The organism is Sutcliffiella horikoshii (genome assembly GCF_020524325.1).
Lineage (GTDB): Bacteria > Bacillota > Bacilli > Bacillales > Bacillaceae_I > Sutcliffiella_A > Sutcliffiella_A horikoshii_D.
In genome coordinates this window covers 349,841-367,993 of record NZ_JAIVKY010000002.1, presented here as the reverse complement: position 1 = coordinate 367,993, position 18,153 = coordinate 349,841, and the positions used below count along the sequence as shown (strand labels likewise).

The 18,153-nt window shown below is 42.4% G+C and carries 18 protein-coding genes; 16 read left to right on the top strand and 2 right to left on the bottom strand.

Annotated features, from left to right (window positions below):
- The first annotated feature begins 2 nt into the window (after positions 1 to 2).
- From nadA to yajC, 13 genes are all read left to right on the top strand, one after another.
- Positions 3 to 1,106 carry a quinolinate synthase NadA gene (gene nadA / locus LC091_RS03105; RefSeq protein WP_226680223.1) on the top strand — a complete coding sequence of 368 codons (1,104 nt, stop codon included), beginning with the start codon at positions 3 to 5 and terminating at the stop codon, positions 1,104 to 1,106.
- Positions 1,107 to 1,445: 339 nt separating this feature from the next.
- The gene (gene safA, locus LC091_RS03100; RefSeq protein WP_226680222.1) at positions 1,446 to 2,936 is read left to right on the top strand and encodes a SafA/ExsA family spore coat assembly protein; all 1,491 of its coding nucleotides are present in this window, start codon (positions 1,446 to 1,448) and stop codon (positions 2,934 to 2,936) included.
- Positions 2,923 to 3,900 carry an aminoglycoside phosphotransferase family protein gene (locus LC091_RS03095; protein WP_226680221.1) on the top strand — a complete coding sequence of 326 codons (978 nt, stop codon included), beginning with the start codon at positions 2,923 to 2,925 and terminating at the stop codon, positions 3,898 to 3,900. Before safA ends, LC091_RS03095 begins: the two co-directional genes overlap by 14 nt.
- A gap of 32 nt (positions 3,901 to 3,932) precedes the next feature.
- Positions 3,933 to 4,673: an NAD(+) synthase gene (gene nadE / locus LC091_RS03090; RefSeq protein WP_226680220.1), complete on the top strand. Its 741-nt coding sequence runs from the start codon at positions 3,933 to 3,935 to the stop codon at positions 4,671 to 4,673.
- A 100-nt stretch (positions 4,674 to 4,773) separates the two neighbouring features.
- Positions 4,774 to 5,529, top strand: coding sequence for a YhcN/YlaJ family sporulation lipoprotein (locus LC091_RS03085; RefSeq protein ID WP_226680219.1), 756 nt, complete (start codon positions 4,774 to 4,776; stop codon positions 5,527 to 5,529).
- 662 nt (positions 5,530 to 6,191) lie between these two features.
- Entirely contained in the window at positions 6,192 to 6,758 is a 567-nt protein-coding gene (locus LC091_RS03080) for an intercompartmental signaling factor BofC (protein WP_226680218.1), read from the top strand.
- Positions 6,759 to 6,924: 166 nt separating this feature from the next.
- Positions 6,925 to 7,536 (top strand): Holliday junction branch migration protein RuvA, encoded by a 612-nt coding sequence (ruvA, locus tag LC091_RS03075; RefSeq protein ID WP_226680217.1) that lies wholly within the window; start codon positions 6,925 to 6,927, stop codon positions 7,534 to 7,536.
- A gap of 43 nt (positions 7,537 to 7,579) precedes the next feature.
- Positions 7,580 to 8,581: a Holliday junction branch migration DNA helicase RuvB gene (gene ruvB / locus LC091_RS03070; RefSeq protein ID WP_226680496.1), complete on the top strand. Its 1,002-nt coding sequence runs from the start codon at positions 7,580 to 7,582 to the stop codon at positions 8,579 to 8,581.
- A complete protein-coding gene (locus LC091_RS03065) occupies positions 8,578 to 8,778 on the top strand; it encodes a DUF2905 domain-containing protein (protein ID WP_034774776.1) in 201 nt (66 codons plus the stop codon). Before ruvB ends, LC091_RS03065 begins: the two co-directional genes overlap by 4 nt.
- A 411-nt stretch (positions 8,779 to 9,189) precedes the next feature.
- Positions 9,190 to 10,218, top strand: coding sequence for a tRNA preQ1(34) S-adenosylmethionine ribosyltransferase-isomerase QueA (gene queA / locus LC091_RS03060; RefSeq protein ID WP_226680216.1), 1,029 nt, complete (start codon positions 9,190 to 9,192; stop codon positions 10,216 to 10,218).
- A 29-nt stretch (positions 10,219 to 10,247) separates the two neighbouring features.
- Positions 10,248 to 10,775, top strand: a complete 528-nt coding sequence (locus LC091_RS03055) for a GNAT family N-acetyltransferase (protein WP_226680215.1) — start codon at positions 10,248 to 10,250, stop codon at positions 10,773 to 10,775.
- Positions 10,776 to 10,894: 119 nt separating this feature from the next.
- Entirely contained in the window at positions 10,895 to 12,034 is a 1,140-nt protein-coding gene (gene tgt / locus LC091_RS03050) for a tRNA guanosine(34) transglycosylase Tgt (protein ID WP_010195974.1), read from the top strand.
- A gap of 44 nt (positions 12,035 to 12,078) precedes the next feature.
- Entirely contained in the window at positions 12,079 to 12,342 is a 264-nt protein-coding gene (yajC, locus tag LC091_RS03045; RefSeq protein WP_226680214.1) for a preprotein translocase subunit YajC, read from the top strand.
- 43 nt (positions 12,343 to 12,385) lie between these two features.
- On the opposite strand, the gene LC091_RS03040 is transcribed toward yajC, so the two are convergent.
- Complete coding sequence (locus LC091_RS03040) at positions 12,386 to 12,775, bottom strand: TIGR04086 family membrane protein (protein ID WP_226680213.1); 390 nt, start codon at positions 12,773 to 12,775, stop codon at positions 12,386 to 12,388.
- 131 nt (positions 12,776 to 12,906) lie between these two features.
- Between LC091_RS03040 and LC091_RS03035 the strand changes: the two genes are divergently transcribed.
- Positions 12,907 to 13,569 (top strand): DUF421 domain-containing protein, encoded by a 663-nt coding sequence (locus tag LC091_RS03035; protein ID WP_226680212.1) that lies wholly within the window; start codon positions 12,907 to 12,909, stop codon positions 13,567 to 13,569.
- A gap of 53 nt (positions 13,570 to 13,622) precedes the next feature.
- Here the strand turns inward: LC091_RS03035 and spoVB are convergent, their stop codons facing one another.
- On the bottom strand, positions 13,623 to 15,179 hold the full coding sequence (gene spoVB, locus LC091_RS03030; protein ID WP_226680211.1) for a stage V sporulation protein B: 1,557 nt from the start codon (positions 15,177 to 15,179) through the stop codon (positions 13,623 to 13,625).
- A 165-nt stretch (positions 15,180 to 15,344) separates the two neighbouring features.
- Here spoVB and LC091_RS03025 point away from each other — a divergent pair, with 165 nt between their 5' ends.
- A complete protein-coding gene (locus LC091_RS03025; RefSeq protein ID WP_169292471.1) occupies positions 15,345 to 15,626 on the top strand; it encodes a post-transcriptional regulator in 282 nt (93 codons plus the stop codon).
- Between the two features lie 176 nt (positions 15,627 to 15,802).
- Positions 15,803 to 18,052, top strand: a complete 2,250-nt coding sequence (gene secDF, locus LC091_RS03020; protein WP_226680210.1) for a protein translocase subunit SecDF — start codon at positions 15,803 to 15,805, stop codon at positions 18,050 to 18,052.
- The last annotated feature ends 101 nt before the right edge of the window (positions 18,053 to 18,153 follow it).

Here is an 18,153-nt window from a genome sequence, read left to right as displayed (position 1 = left end):
GAATGAACATACTAGATTTGGTAAAAAAAGATAACGGGCTATTGCCTGCCAAATATCGTGATATGACGATGGATGAAATGAGAGTAAGGGTGAAGGAGATAAAAGAGAAGCTTGGAGCGGATCTGTTTATTCCTGGACATCACTATCAAAAAGATGAAGTCATTGAATTCGCGGATGCCACGGGAGATTCTTTGCAACTTGCACAAGCTGCAGCGGAGACGACAGCAACGTATATCGTATTTTGTGGCGTGCATTTTATGGCCGAGACGGCAGATATTTTGACGAATGAAAATCAAGTGGTCATATTGCCGGATATGAGGGCAGGCTGTTCGATGGCGGATATGGCAGATATCCATCAAACCGAGCGTGCTTGGGAAAAGCTTGAAAAGGTATTTGGCGATACGATGCTGCCATTGACTTATGTAAATTCCACTGCAGCCATTAAAGCCTTTTGCGGAAAAAGGGGAGGAGCCACTGTTACTTCCTCCAACGCCCATAAAATGGTAGAGTGGGCCTTCACGCAAAAAGAAAGAATCTTATTCTTGCCAGATCAACACCTTGGCAGAAACACTGCTTATGATTTAGGGATACCGCTTGAGGAGATGGCGGTTTGGAATCCGATAACGGACGAACTGGAATACGACGGGGATCCTTCCAATGTGAAAGTAATCCTTTGGAAAGGACATTGTTCTGTTCATGAAAAATTCACGCTTGGAAATATCGAGCAACTGAGAATGGATAAACCCGACATGAACATTCTCGTGCATCCGGAATGTACGTGGGAAGTGGTACAAAAGAGTGATTTGGCAGGAAGCACGAAATATATCATCGAAACCATTGAAAAAGCAGATGCGGGCAGTCAGTGGGCAATTGGGACAGAGATGAACCTGGTAAACAGAATTATTCAACAGCATCCCGACAAGGAAATCGTGTCGCTTAATCCAAATATGTGCCCATGCCTTACCATGAATCGAATCGACCTTCCACATCTATTATGGGCGCTTGAATCAATCGAGACCGGACAAATCATCAATAGGATCCAAGTCGATCAAGAAACTGCAAACCAAGCCATATCCGCTCTAAACAAAATGCTCGAACACGCTTGAAAATATCAGAAACGTAAAATGTTTAATGAAATTCCTAGCTGTTGGTTGGAGCAAAAGGCGTAGACTCCAGTGGGGGAGTAGCGACATTGATGAGACTCCGCAGTGAAACGAGGAGGCTCAAAGTCGCCCCACGGAAAGCGAAGCCTTTTGCGGAAATCAACAACGTTTTTTAAGCAAACCTTAAAAATGGGCACCGCCGGAAAAATTATATTTTTCCCTGCGGTGTCCATGTTTTTTATCATAAACTCCCCTTTAGACGCATAAGTTGAGTTGAAGAATAGTGGCAAAATGCCTACACAACTCATAGACTGTAAAGACTTTGCTAAGGAGGGAAAATCCTTGAAAATCCATATTGTCCAAAAAGGGGATACATTGTGGAAGATTGCCCAGAAATACAATGTGAATTTCGAAGAACTAAAGAAATCGAATTCACAACTAAGCAATCCTGACATGATTATGCCTGGAATGAAAATAAAAGTGCCGATGGCAGGGGTACCTGTCAAGAAAGAAAGCCAAGTGATGGGTGTGACGAAAGAAGCACCAAAGCAAGTAATGGGAGTACAGGCGCCTAAAGCGCAGCATCCTTATAAAGAGATGCCGAAAAAGCCTGCGGTTAAAGAACAACCGGTAAAAGAAGCTCAGAAAACTCCATACAAACCGAAAATGCCGCAACTAAAGCCGTATTTTCCTGAAGTGGATGTAAATAATTATTTGACGGTTAATGTTCCTCACAAGCAGCCTAATGAAAAAATGCCGAAGATGCCGAACATTAAAATGCCAAATGCAAAAATGCCTAACATAAAGATGCCAAATGTGAATATGCCGAATCTTGGCATGGCAAATGAAAACATGCCAGTGAACATACCAAAACCAAAAGAGGAAAGTCCGGAAAGTCCGGAACAAGTGATGGGAGTGCAACAACCAGCAATGGAAGAGTGCTATCCTGTATCACCTGTATTGCCTGGAAGCGGATTATGTCCTCCATGTCCACCTAAACACCATCACCATCACCATGGATGGGGACCAGGTTGGGGAGGACCAGGAATGGGTATGCCAGGGATGATGCCAGGAATGCAAGGAATGGGTATGCCAGGAATGATGCCAGGAATGCAAGGAATGGGTATGCCAGGGATGCAAGGAATGGGCATGCCAGGAATGATGCCAGGGATGCAAGGAATGGGTATGCCAGGGATGATGCCAGGAATGCAAGGCATGGATGGATCACAAGTAATGGGAGTTCAACAAGGCGAAGAGTCTCCAGATGTGGACTATGGCCAAATGCAACAACAAATGATGCAGCAAATGCAACAGCTGCAACAAATGGGCCAAATGCCTAACATGAGCAATGAAGAAATGGAAAGTGCGGTAATGGGTGTTCAAGATCAAATGGCTCAAAATGGGATGCAGGGAATGGGCATGCCGCAGATGATGCCAGGAATGCAAGGAATGGGTATGCCGCAAATGATGCCTGGAATGATGCCAGGAATGCAAGGAATGGGCATGCCACAAATGATGCCTCAAGGAATGCCGATGGGACCAATGGGTGGTTATCCATGTTATCCAATGGGGCCAGTTTCTCCAGGTTCGGGATTCGGACAAATGGAGGGTGACCAACAACAGCAACAAGTTGCAGGAGCTAGCTCAGGTGGAGATTGTGGCTGTGGCGCACCTCAAGGTTATCGCAATGATGTACCTTATGGTTATGCACCGTATGGCTACCCTTTTGCTCCAGGCTATTATAATCCTCAAGGTTATGGCTACGGGGTTTCCAATGAAGAACGAAATGACGGATCCGATTTTGAAGGTCCGGAAACTGATGATGAAAACTGATCATCTGATCTTTAGAGACGATTTCAATCGAAATCGTCTTTTCTTACGTCTCGCACAGGAAACAAATCTAATCATCCATTCCTATACGAAAATAAAACATAACCTCTATAAAATCCTTACAGAAGAGGGTCTGTATATTTTAAAGGGTTATGCGGAATCAGGTAATCTGGACTCCATCATACGTTTCAGCCAACTTTTACATAAGAGCGGATTTCATACGGGGCTTATGTACGAGAAATTTAGGGATGGTCAATTCCTTCTTAATGAACAAGGTGTAGTTTGGGTACTGATAAATTATATTGCTCCTAAGAGAAAATTTAGTTTTTTAAAGGAGAAAGATAGAGAAGATGGCTTGCTTACTTTGCAAAAATTTCATCAGCACAGTAAAATCGTCCTGCCAAACCTTACACCTGGTCTCCCGAAGGAAAATACGATTGCAAAATGGCAAAATCGGCTTCTGGTTTTCGAAAATCATGTCCCTTTTTTAACAAAGTGGTTTAACCCTAATGTTATTGGTGAAATTGTATACTATAGTCATCTTTCATTGAGTAAGCTGGCGGAAGAGTACGAAGAAACAGATGAAGTGGTTCTTCACGGTGATGTGGTGAGTCATAATTTTATTAAGGCTGCAGATAATAAGGTGTATTTAATTGACTATGACCTGCTTTCCGTTGGAAGTGCAGATTGGGATTATGTTCAATATGCAAGCAGGATTCTCCCTTTTTTAAAATGGAATGGGAGCTTGTTTCACACGCATTTCAATCTAATGGAAATGGCTAAAGACCATCCGTGGTTTTGGACGGCGCTCTCTTTCCCAATGGACATTTTACGAGAAGGTAACCAGTTTTCTAAATCTATGGGTGATGAGACAATGCCAAGCAGCTTTGCCAATCTCTCCTACTTTATTTCTACTTGGGAATTACGCAAACAATTTTTGACGAATTACAACAATCTGATACAATAATTTATATTGCTAAATGGAGGGAAGAATACGTAATGGAAGAAAAAATTGCCAAGTTGGTACAATGGATACAAGAAAAAGTTAAAGATGCAGGACTGAATGGAGCAATTGTTGGGGTAAGTGGTGGAATCGATTCCGCTGTGGTCGCCCATCTAATCAAGAGAGCATTCCCTGAAGATTCTATAGGGGTTATTATGCCATGCAAAAGTGACCCGAAAGATCAGGAGTACGCGCTAGAGGTTATTGAAAGTTGTGGAATTTCCCATACGACCATCGACCTTTCTGAGACACACACCGTTCTTTTTTCTGCGATGGAAAAACAGCTTAAAGAAAAAGGCGAATGGAACGAGGAAACAGCCCGACTTGGTGATGCAAATACTCGTGCGCGTCTTCGTATGACGACCCTTTATGCAGTGGCTAACAATTATGGTTATTTGGTAGTTGGTACAGATAATGCGGCAGAATGGCATACTGGGTATTTTACTAAATACGGAGACGGTGGAGTAGACTTAGTTCCACTTGTGAATTTCACCAAAGGCGAAGTTCGTGAAATGGCGAAAGTACTTGGGGTGCCAGAGAGCATCATCAGTAAGCCGCCAAGTGCAGGACTGTGGGAAGGCCAAACCGACGAAAACGAAATGGGTACAACTTACAATATGATTGATAGCTACCTTAAGGGTGAAGAAATTCCCGAAAAAGATAAGCAAATCATCGATAGAATGCATAAACGCACAGAACATAAACGTCAATTGGCGTATGGCCCTCCAAAATTTTAAAAGCTTGGAGAGAACTAACAAAATAAAACACCCCTTAACTTGTCACCCTAATGGAGAGTACATCTATTGTACTCAACTGACTCGTTAGGGGGTTTTTACATTGAGGAAATCACTATTCACTGTAACCTCTGCGGCACTTTTAGTTGGCGGTTTAGCGGGATGCGGCCAAAAAGAAAGTGCAACAGACAATAGGTATTATGAGGAAACAAGACCTATTGGGTATTATACAAGCGAACACAATCCTTATGTAAACAATGACCGTACACGTCGCGAACCGGAAGAAAGAGGAAATGCCCGTCTTCTGGAAGATAATGATGGTCCTTTGAATGAAATCTTGGACCGTTCTGTTGTCTATGACGAAAACAGAGTAAGACGTAACAAAGATAATGGAGTCAGAAATGCAACAAATCGTAATGATGGTGGCGGGGATCTGAACATCGGATATGATACGCCGGATTACAGTCCCACAGATAAGAATTATCACGGACATCTTAACGGAATCGAGAATGTAGGCAATCCATCTTATTACAATAACTATGATGGCAACCTTGCAGATCGAATCGTGAAACGTGCTTCAAAAGTTGATGGAGTCGATGATGCCCGTGTGTTAATCAATGGGGATGAAGTGCTTGTTGCGGTAAATCCGGAGAATAGGACAGATGATACCCGTCAACTAAAACGTGAAGTGCGCGATGCAGTAGAACCTCTTTTGAAAAATAAAGAGGTGCGCGTTGCCGTTGATGCAAGTGTGTACAGTACAGTCAGAAGCGTGGACAATGACTTGCGTAATGGAGAATGGCATTTGCATGACTTGGACCACACGATGAATGGGATTTATCGTACCATGAGAAGATAACTATTTAGGAGCAGCCTCTAATAACTAGGGGCTGTTTTTTTGTTTAAGGAATCATTTTCAGGGGAGTTCTTCAAAGGCTAGATAAAGACCTCAGTGACGAGGAAAAAGGAGAAGAGGCGTTCTCATCGCGGTGATGAAGACCTTAGTGACGAGGAAAAAGAAGAAGAGGTGTCCTCATCGCGGTGATGAAGACCTTAGTGACGAGGGAAAAGAAGAAGAGGTGTCCTCATCGCGGTGATGAAGACCTTAGTGACGAGGGAAAAGAAGAAGAGGTGTCCTCATCGCAGTGATGAAGACCTTAGTGACGAGGAAAAAGGGTAAGAGGTGTCCTCATCGCAGTGATGAAGACCTTTGTAACGAGAAAAAAGGAGAAGGGAGGTTCTCATGAACGTGATGAATACATTTGTTACGAGGAAAAAAGTAGAAAGAAGTCTTCATCTTCGATTATGCAGCTAAAGGTAAGGTTCTGGCGATATTTCAGAGCATTTGAGACCATGATTTCATTTTTTGGAGTTAAACTAGGGTAAGTGTTTATTTATGTTACTAAATTTTCATGTATACTCATGGTTAATATTCCTAGATATGGTCAAACTAAAAAAGATAAGACCAATAGAATTGGAATAGAAATTAAACTAATGAGAATGTGAGGGGGCAATGTAACAATGAAACCCATCATACTTAAAAAGTGGATCCTTCTGGTAGTTGTGTTCGTTGCCGCATTTGGATTGCTTTATACGTTTACCACTTATGAAGGTGCAGCAGATGAGAATGAATATGTGGATGAAGAAGTATTGGAGGATGCGTTTGAAGTAAACGGTCCATTAACGTTGAAGGTTGTGTTGGAGCGGATTTACTTGGATGGTGAAGTAAGTGAGGAGATTGTAGACCAGACTGTATGGGCAATGGAGGACTTTTGGGCTCAATACGAAGACTGGCAAGTTATTGACCTTGACGGTGAACAAGTCGTGTTCCAACAGTACATTGATGACATATCACCACTATTGAAATCCAATGGATACTTTGGAATCTCAGAAGAGGGGATTCTTACTATCTATGAAGGTAAGCCGACAGAGGCCTCCAAGATAATCCAATCCTTTTTCCAAATTGATGTAGGGAAACTGGAAAGCCACCAGCATGAGCAATTAAAGGGTGGTATTAAAGTGGGAACCAAGGATGATTATGTTCAGGTACTGGAGACATTCAAGCCTTATACGACAAAAAAACAATAAACAGGCCGGCTTTCTGCTGGTCTGTTTTTCGCGTTGGTCTAGGACAAGGTGAAATACCTTAACAATTGTACTAAAATATGCTATCTTTTTCTTTTGAGCCGATTGTTTCTTCTATTCATGGTAAAATGAAGAGTAGAAGCTGAACGAAAAGGGGAGTATTTTTACGTTGATCGATTTTATTAGAGGTTTTGTGGAATACGTGTCACCGGAATACGTTGTGGTGGAAGTGATGGGAGTTGGTTATCAGGTGAATGCACCAAACCCTTTCATCTATCAGGTGGACCGCGACAAAGAAGTGACCATTTATACATATCAACATGTCAGGGAAGATATTCTGGCCCTATATGGCTTCAAAACAAGAGAAGATAAGAATTTGTTTATGAAGCTTTTGAACGTAACAGGCATTGGCCCCAAAGGCGCACTTGCCATTTTAGCATCCGGCCAGCCAGCTCAAGTTGTCCATGCGATAGAAAATGAGGATGAAAAATTTCTCGTGAAATTCCCTGGAGTTGGCAAGAAAACAGCAAGACAAATAATTTTAGATCTAAAAGGAAAACTGAACGATCTTGTTCCAAGTGCCTTTCCAGATCTGTTTCAGCCTGATGTAGAGGTCCATGTCACGACAAATACCAACTCTGCATTGGACGAAGCTCTAGAGGCATTGAAAGTACTAGGCTATGCTGACCGGGAAATCAAAAAAATTGTGCCTGCATTGAAAAAGGAAGACCTATCTACAGACCAATATGTTAAAAAAGCATTGCAGCTGCTTCTTAAATAATTTAGGATTTTAACCACTGTTTTAAGAAAGGGGGAACCACATGATGGACGATCGCATGGTATCGCAGGATGCAACATTAGAGGAACATTCTTTAGAATATAGCTTACGGCCTCAAACCCTGCAGCAATATATTGGCCAAGACAAAGTAAAGGAAAACCTCGAAGTATTCATCCAAGCGGCAAAGATGCGCCAAGAAACATTGGATCATGTATTGCTTTACGGCCCTCCAGGACTCGGGAAAACGACGCTTGCGGCCATCATAGCCAATGAGATGGGGGTTCAGCTTCGCACCACAGCAGGACCTGCCATTGAGCGCCCGGGAGATCTTGCCGCAATCTTGTCTGCCTTAGAGCCGGGTGATGTTCTTTTTATCGATGAAATTCACCGTCTTCACCGGTCCATTGAAGAAGTTCTTTATCCTGCTATGGAGGACTACTGTTTAGATATCGTGATAGGAAAAGGACCTACCTCAAAATCTGTTCGTCTGGATCTTCCTCCTTTCACACTAGTCGGGGCAACCACAAGAGTGGGCTTATTGACCGCACCTTTGAGAGACCGTTTTGGGGTACTCAGCAGGCTGGAGTATTATAACGAAGAGCAGCTGACAGAAATCTGTCTGCGCACTGCACAAATCTTAGAAATTGGACTAGAACTTGACGCAGCTGTAGAAATAAGCAGAAGAGCAAGGGGAACCCCTCGTATCGCCAATCGACTATTACGAAGGGTGAGGGATTTTGCCCAAGTTTTAGGAAAAGATACGATTAGTGCATCGCTTGCAAAAGAAGCGTTAGATCGCTTGCAGGTTGATAAACTTGGTCTAGATCATATCGATCATAAGTTACTTATGGGCATCATTGAAAAATTTCGTGGTGGTCCTGTTGGAGTGGATACAATCGCAGCAACGATCGGAGAAGAATCCCATACCATTGAAGATGTATATGAGCCATACCTCTTACAAATAGGATTTCTCCAACGAACTCCACGAGGCCGGGTTGTAACAGACCTAGTGTACCGTCATTTCAATATGGAGGTGCCAAACGAATAATGGAACTGCCTAAAATGCTGATGGTTGTTGGAGCAGTTCTTTTAATCGTAGGATTTCTCTGGCAAGTGGTCGGAAAAATCCCAGGAGACATCGTCGTAAAAAAAGGGAACGTAACCTTCTTCTTCCCAATCGTAACCTCCATCATCATCAGCATCGTACTCAGTCTAATTTTTTATTTCATCGGCCGATTTAGATAAAATGGATTCTACCTGTAGACTGGAGTGCAAGGTGTGAGACTCCAGCGGGGGAGTAACGGTAGCTTGAAGTCATAAAACGAAGGAAGCCGCTGAGAAACTGAAATATTATGTGCTTGTAATCTCTAGCTGTGGATTGGAGCAAAAGGCGAAGACTCCTGAGGGGAATAGCGCTAGGTGGAGACCCCGCAGGCCTAGCCGAGGAGGCTCCAGCAGCGCCCCTAGGAAAGCGAAGCCATTTGCGGAAATACACAGCGGTGTCTGAACAACACTTTAATTCAGAGATTGTTTTGAGGTTCTTCCAACACAGGTTAAGGAGGCTCAAGCACCGTCCTCTGGATAAGCGAACAACTGGAACGCAAGGAAACAGGAGTCAATGAGACTCTAAGATAGCAAACAAGAAAAGGTGACACTATGAAGATAGATTTATTTGATTTCCACTTACCAGAAGGACTGATTGCACAAACGCCACTAGAACAAAGAGAAGCATCACGCCTGATGGTACTCAACAAAGAAACAGGCAACCTAACACACGAACCAACCTTCCGCTCCATATTGAACTACGTAAAAGAAGGCGACTGCCTAGTCCTGAACGATACAAGAGTATTGCCAGCACGTCTTTTTGGCGTGAAAAGTGAAACAGGAGCAAAAATCGAAGTTCTCTTGCTGAAACAATTGGAAGGTGACACATGGGAGACACTTATTAAACCTGCCAAGCGAGTAAAAGAAGGCACTGTCGTATCCTTTGGTGACGGTCGATTAACTGCTATTTGCACCGGCGAAAGCGAGCATGGCGGCAGAAAGCTTGATTTCCGCTATGAAGGCATTTTTTACGAAGTATTAGATAGCTTGGGAGAAATGCCGCTTCCTCCATATATCAAAGAACAATTAGAAGACCGCGACCGCTATCAAACCGTCTTTGCAAGGGAAACTGGATCTGCTGCAGCTCCGACTGCAGGTCTTCATTTTACAGAAGAACTGCTAGAGGCTTTGAAGGATAAAGGAGTACATACTGCTTTCATAACCCTTCATGTTGGCCTTGGAACATTCCGCCCGGTAAGCGTGGATTCCGTGGAAGAACACGATATGCATGCAGAGTTTTACCAGATGTCAGAAGGTACTGCGAGGCTTCTGAATGAAGTTCGCAGCAAGGCCGGTAGAATCATCACAGTCGGAACCACTTCTACGCGAACGCTTGAAACGATCGCACGTGATCATGGAGAGTTTAAAGAGGTGAGCGGATGGACAAACATATTCATATACCCAGGTTACGAGTTTGCAGCCATTGATGGCATGATTACAAACTTCCATCTGCCAAAATCAACCCTAATCATGCTTGTCAGCGCCCTTGCCGGCCGCGAAAACGTGATGCACGCATATGAAGAAGCTGTTAAACAAAGATATCGCTTCTTCAGTTTTGGCGATGCAATGCTGATTTTATAATGGAACTCTCTTGAAGGGAAGAAGAAAGAATGAACATACTTATCCTTGATCCACAAGAGATCCCCGAGAATTTTCTATCAGGCTTTAAGCGGTTTCAGGAAACCAAGGACGTCTATGTGCTGGATAACAATGAACTGTTGAAAAAAGAGGATGCGTTTGTTGATGATTGGAACGAGCAACAGAAAAAGAACATCGCATCACATCTTAGAACAACCGCCGAAAAAGGTGGAGCAGTAATCTGTGTGAAAAAAGAAGGGAAGCTACTAGGCTTTTCTGTTATTGAACCAGACCACTTTGGAACGGAGTCAACCTATCTGGAACTATCCTTTATCCATGTTTCTGCAGACTATAGAGGACAAAAAATAGGAGAAAAGCTTTTTCGAAAAACCATGAAAAAAGCAAGAGAGATGGGGGCGGACAAGCTTTATATTGGTGCTCATCCAGCGGTCGAAACGCAGCATTTTTACAAAAAAATGGGCTGTTTGCCTGCTCAAGAAGTTCACCAGCCTATTTATGATCGAGAGCCGAGGGATCTGCAACTGGAAGTGACGCTTTAGTTTGACCTATGACATCAACAGCTTTAAATACTGCCCGCCTAAAGCGAACACCGAAACGGAACTCTACAGGAGTTTGCCAAAACAATGAAATGCTTTATAGAAATCCTAAGGAGAAAACAATGACAGCAATCAGATACGAACTAATCAAAACATGTAAACAAACAGGCGCACGCCTTGGAATCGTCCACACTCCACACGGAAGCTTTGAAACACCAGTATTCATGCCTGTAGGAACACTTGCAACCGTTAAAACAATGTCACCAGAAGACGTCAAAGCAATGGGTGCAGGAATCATCCTAAGCAACACCTACCACCTATGGCTGCGTCCAGGTAACGAAATCGTCAAAGAAGCAGGCGGTCTCCACAAATTTATGAACTGGGATCGTGCTATACTTACTGACTCCGGTGGATTCCAAGTATTCAGTCTGAGCGACCTTCGTAAAATTGAAGAAGAAGGAGTACACTTCCGCAACCACATGAACGGAGACAAGCTTTTCCTATCACCAGAAAAAGCAATGCACATTCAAAATGACCTTGGATCGGATATCATGATGGCATTTGACGAGTGTCCTCCATATCCTGCAACACATGAATATATGAAAAAATCAGTGGAACGTACTTCACGCTGGGCTGAACGTTGTTTAGAAGCACATCAGCGTCCGCAAGATCAAGGTCTGTTTGGAATTGTTCAAGGTGGGGAATATGAGGATCTTCGTAAGTTAAGTGCACAGGACCTAGTATCTATGGACTTCCCTGGGTATGCAGTAGGGGGCTTATCTGTAGGAGAGCCTAAAGATGTCATGAACCGAACGCTTGAATTCACGACGCCGTGGTTGCCAACAGACAAACCGCGTTACCTGATGGGTGTCGGATCTCCTGACTCCCTAATTGATGGAGCGATTCGCGGGATTGATATGTTTGACTGCGTATTGCCGACTAGAATTGCCCGAAATGGGACATTAATGACAAGTGAAGGCCGTTTGGTTGTGAAAAATGCGAAGTTTGCACGTGACTTTGGACCACTTGATCCAGAGTGCGACTGCTACACTTGCACAAATTATTCCAGAGCTTACATCCGTCACCTAATCAAATGTGACGAAACTTTGGGAATTAGGCTAACAACTTACCATAACCTTTATTTTCTGGTAAAATTAATGGAGGATGTCAGACAAGCGATCCGCGAAGATCGTCTGGGGGACTTCAAAGAAGAGTTTTTTGAGAAATATGGATTCAATAAACCGAATGCAAAGAACTTCTAAAATCTCTTCCCATACATGACTGATAAGAAAGGAGGCGTTACAACATGGAAGGAATGGCTGGTGCTATTTTACCTTTAGTATTAATGTTTGCTATTTTCTACTTCTTGTTAATTCGCCCACAACAAAAGCGTCAAAAGCAAGTTCGTGAAATGCAGACTGGCCTGCAAAAAGGGGACAAAGTTGTTACAATCGGTGGATTACACGGTATCGTGGATGCATTGGACGAGGACAAGATTGTCATCAAAGCAGGAGACGGATCTCGTCTTACATACGACCGTCAAGCGGTTAGAGATGTAGTTCAAGACTAATGAATAAAGAGCATGTTCCCGTTTTGGGTTCATGCTCTTTTTTTTAGGTTTTTGACGTATAACCACCGCTAATGTTCACTCCGATAATCCCCCCAAGAGCGGCAATCCCGATAAAGCCAAGGTGAAATAACATTTGCTGCATCGTGAAAAGAGCGTCATTTCCTAAGTACTGAAAAAGAAAAATGACAAGTGTGTAGGCACCGCCTGTTGCTCCGCCAAGTAACCAGCCTTTTTCTTTTCCGCGCCCACCGGAAATAAATCCACCAATAAACAGTGTGATAAAGGATAAGGTCACAATAATCCATGCCACACTAGTTTCTTGAAGTGATGTGAACCGTAAAAGTAGAGAAAATATAAAACTGATGACAATTGCCAACATAAAAACGGTAATTAAGCCATACATGATGGCTAAACCAAGTCGTTTTGATTCCATGCGTACTTTTCCCCTTTCATAGTACATGCTGAGTAATACAAGCATATTCACAAGAACGACATTATAGAATATAAATTTTTTTTGGGAGAAAGCTAAAGATACTATTGTCTTTTTAGGAAGAGGTGGGTGTGATGGAGGAATACGTGCTGATTATCGCCAGAACCATTTTTCTATATTTCCTTATCCTTATGATTTTTCGAGTTATGGGGAAGCGAGAGATAGGGGAATTAAGTGTTTTGGACCTGGTCGTCTTTATCATGATTGCGGAAATGGCTGTAATGGCAATTGAAAATCCAAAAGACCCACTGATTCATTCGCTTCTTCCGATGTTATTGTTGATGGGAATTCAGATAATGCTCGCTTTTGTGTCGCTTAAAAGTCAACGATTTAGAGACCTGATTGACGGGAAACCTAGCGTCATCATTAATAATGGGAAAATAGATGAGGACGCAATGAAAAAACAACGCTATAACTTTGATGACCTCCTTGTGCAACTTAGAGAGAAGAATGTGAAAAATGTGGCCGATGTCGAGTTTGCCATTCTTGAACCTTCAGGAAAACTTTCGGTATTTGAGAAAAAGAAGGAAGAAGACTCTGCTGATGGAGAAGAAGATTCCATGAACCTGCCGCTTGTTATGGACGGTGTCATTCAAGAAGAACACTTAAAACAGATCGATAAAAACAATCTTTGGCTTAGGCAACAATTAAGGTCTCTTGGATACAAAGATATTCATAAGATTTCTTATTGTAGCTATGATCATGGCGTGTTTTTTATTGATTTGATTGATGAATAAAATAAAAGGGTGTCTAGAATGGAGAACTCCAGACACCCCTGATGGCAAAACGCCTATTTTGCCAGCCACTTTTTTAAGAAAGGCAGCCTTGCAAGTTCTTCTCTTTTTACTAGTCCAAAAACTAAAAGTAGAGCCATATACAGAAGGCATGTTAGAACAATCATCAATCCGCTTCGTTGTCCCACTCCAAGCCCCAACAAGAAGTGATCAACCATCCACATTCCTGCAAAGACACATATCCCCATGGTAATGAAACTTTTTACATAATCACGGATATACAGGGAATAGTTAAGGGCCTTCATGATAGTTGCCATATGCAATAAGGTAACAAGCATCATCCCGATCACAATTCCAAGCGCCGCCCCCATGATCCCAAAAGCAGGTTTACTTGCCAAAACAAATATTACAGCTGTTTTCACTGCGGCACCAATGAAACTGTTGATCATGGCCGCTTTCGCGAGATCTAATGCCTGCAATGTAGCCTGAAGTGGTCCCTGGAAATAGTAGAACAAAAAGAATGGCGCCATGACTTTTATATAGATGGCCGCTTTGCTGCTGCCATACATTAATAACATGATAGGGTCTGCATAAACGAAGAGAAGTACGACTGCTAGTCCGCCTGTGACAAAGGAAAGTCTTAGTGCTTGTTGAAGGCGATGTTCAATAAGGATGCTATTCTTTTTCGCTGCTGCTTCACTTATGGCAGGAACGAGAGCGGTGGATAAAGAATAAGTAATAAAAGACGGAAGCATCATCAATGGAAGGGCAAATCCAACTAGCTCGCCGTATTGTTTGGTGGCCATGGCAGTTGCCACACCTGCAATAGCTAAACTTTGGGCAACGACGATTGGTTCGAAAAACCAGGCAACAGAACCAATCATTCGGCTTCCTGTCGTTGGAAGGGCAATCCGCATCAAATCACGGAATGTCTCTTTTCCTTCACCAACATAGTTAAAGAACTTTCGACGCAAACGGAATGATTTTTTATTTTTAAACACAAAAAGCATGTAAAGCAAGGACATCAGTTCTCCAACGACTGCGGAAAGCATGGCGCCTGCTGCTGCGTATTCAATTCCGTATGGTAGCAATGCTTTTGTACAAGCGGCAACTAAGGATATCCTAACCACTTGTTCAATGACTTGTGAAATGGCGGATGGTTTCATATTTTGTCTTCCTTGGAAATAACCGCGAAGGACAGATGAGATCGCGATTATCGGAACGACAGGTGCAATAGCCATCAATGGATAATAGGTTCTTGGGTCTGTAAAAAGATGATTGGATAAGTAAGGAGCAAGGAGAATCATGGCGGGAGTGAAGATAATGCTGAGTGCTCCAGTCGTGGCAAGGGATACGACCAAAATCTTTTTGATCTTCCGGTGATTACCCTGAGCTTCTGCCTCTGCGACCAATTTGGAAATGGCAACAGGCAATCCAAGTTGGGTAATAGTTATTGTCAGTACAAGTGTAGGAACAGCCATCATATATAGTCCCACGCCTTCTTCCCCGATAAACCTTGCGACTACGATCCGGTTGACAAACCCTAAAACCCTTGTAATCAATCCAGCAATAATTAGAATTAAGGTCCCTCTTAAAAATGTTTGCTTTGTCATGCCATTCCCTGCCTTCTCAATTACTGAGTTATCATATACAATTATCTATATGCACAAGAGTGGGCCAAGCATGACAAGTATTATCAAGGTGCTAGTGAAAGGAAAGAAGGTTTATAGTATAAGCATCATAATGAGAGAGTGAATTGAATGGGGGTTCAATGAACAATGAAAAAAGAAACCAATGAACATGCTTATGACCTTTTCCGGTACGACCTGGGTCCAATTTTGCAGAGCAAGCTGGAGGAATTTCAGCTTTTTGGCTATGACACCGTATCAGAGGATGAATTGTGGGAGTGCTTAACTAAAAAGAAATGGAAGCGCCCAGAAACCAAAAGACTATTTGAACTTGTCAATGATGTATACAGTTTATCGGTCACCGACTATATGAGTTACATCACCATTGAAGCGTACAAAGCACCAAATTATTTTACCTCACAAAAAGATTAAATTTTCAGCAAAAATTGACAGGCATTAATGGATGAATCATAATGGTACATGATGGCATTGAAACGGCTTATATTAACTATTTTACATAATTTTACGTGAAGCATGTAAGAAGCCAAGTGTCCATAAAACGGAAGTTATTTCATCGATTGTAAGTGCAGAAGGAGGATTTTTCACGAATGGTCAAAAGAGGAAGGATAGTAGCATTCTTTTTACTTCTTATTCTAATTGGAAGCACAATTGGAGTGTTTACGAATCCAATTACAAAAGATATTAAACTTGGTCTTGATCTTCAAGGGGGCTTTGAGGTCCTATATGAAGTAAAACCTATCAATGAAAATAGTGAAGTGGATCGTGATTTGCTTGTAAGTACGGTCAGTGCCCTAAATAAACGTGTCAACGTTTTGGGGGTAAGTGAACCGAACATTCAAATTGAGGGCGATGATCGTATTCGTGTCCAACTTGCCGGAGTGGAAGACCAGTCCAAGGCAAGGGAACTACTATCCACAGAAGCAAAATTAACCTTCCGTGATGTGGATGACAAATTATTAATGGATGGTTCAGCCCTGGCAGAAGGAGGAGCAAGCCAATCCTTTGACCAAAACAATGCTCCTAGTGTGGCCTTGACGCTTCGATCTGCTTCTGAATTTGCAGACATAACACGTCAGGTCCGTGATATGGGTGTTGGGCGCAACTTGATGGTTATTTGGTTAGATTATGAAGAAGGTGTAGATTCATATGAAGCGGAAGCCGGAAAAGAAGATCCTAAATATCTTTCGGCGGCTCAAGTTACGCAAGTTTTAAACGAAACGAATGTACAGATTACAGGGAACTTTACCATTGAATCTGCTAAAGAGTTAGCAGAACTTCTAAATGCAGGATCCTTGCCTGTTGAGTTGGAAGAAATCTATTCCACCTCTGTTGGAGCTAAATTTGGGGAAACAGCACTTCAGAAAACAGTACTGGCCGGAATCATCGGTGTTAGTGCTATCCTGATTTTCATGCTTGTATATTACCGTTTGCCAGGTCTGGTTGCGGTTGTCACATTAAGTACGTATATTTTCTTAATTTTGCTTGTGTTTGAACTGATGAATGGTGTGCTTACCCTACCTGGTATTGCAGCTTTGATACTTGGTGTAGGTATGGCAGTTGACGCCAATATTATCACCTATGAACGAATTAAAGAAGAATTAAAGCTTGGCAGATCTGCGATGTCTGCTTTCCGTGCAGGAAGCAGAAACTCATTTTCAACTATCTTGGATGCCAATTTAACGACGCTTCTAGCAGCTGGCGTTATGTTCGTCTACGGTACAAGCTCTGTAAAAGGGTTTGCGACCATGTTGATTGTCAGTATCTTACTAAGTTTTATTACAGCTGTTTTCGGCTCAAGACTATTGCTTGGTCTATGGGTTAACAGTAGATTTATGAATAATAAGCCACATTTATTCGGTGTGAAAAAAGAGGATATCCTTGATATCAATATGACGGATGAAAATACGGAACCTCCAAACCGATTTGAAAACTGGGATTTCTTGAAGCATCGCAAAAAATTCTTTATGCTTTCAGGAGCTTTGATTGTTGCCGGCATTATAGTGCTTGCTGTGTTCCGCTTAAACCTTGGTATTGATTTTGCAGCTGGAACAAGGGTTGAAATCTTAAGTGAAACAAGCCTGTCAGCTGATGAAATTACGGAAGAACTAGCTTCCATCGGCTTGCAGCCTAAAGATGTGGTTCTAGCAGGAAATGATAATGAAATCGCCGTTGCTAGGTATGTGGATGATTTTTCACAGGCCGAGATAGCAGAAGTGAAAGAATATGTGCAAAATAAGTACGGATCGGAACCAAGTGTTAGTACAGTCTCACCAACTGTTGGTCAGGAACTTGCAAGGAATGCTTTCTTTGCTATACTGATTGCTGCTGTGGGGATTATCATCTATGTAACCATTCGATTTGAGTGGATGTTTGCACTTGCTGCCATCGTGGCATTGTTCCATGACGCCTTCTTCATCGTCGCGTTCTTCAGCCTAACAAGACTTGAAGTGGACATTACTTTTATTGCAGCCTTGTTGACGATTGTTGGTTACTCGATCAATGATACAATTGTTACGTTTGACCGGATCCGTGAAAATCTGAAAAAGAAAAAGCGGGTTAAAACATATGAAGATTTAAAAGAAATAGTGAACAAAAGCTTGCAGCAAACTTTCGTCAGATCTCTTAATACGGTTGGAACGGTAGTAATTGCAGTCATCGCCTTGCTTATTTTCGGTAGTGAATCGATTACGAACTTCTCCATTGCCTTATTAGTTGGATTGATTGTTGGTACGTATTCTTCTTTATTCATTGCCGCACAGCTGTGGATGAATTGGAAGTACAAACAAATTACTAAACCAAAGAAGGCGTCTGTAGAAGATCCAGAGCCAGAGGTATAATATAAGAAATGTCACAGCGTTAAATAGATGCGCTGTGACATTTTTATTTCTGTGTTTTTTAGAAGGATTTGCCTTATTTCGGGTACAATAGAAAGTAGAGA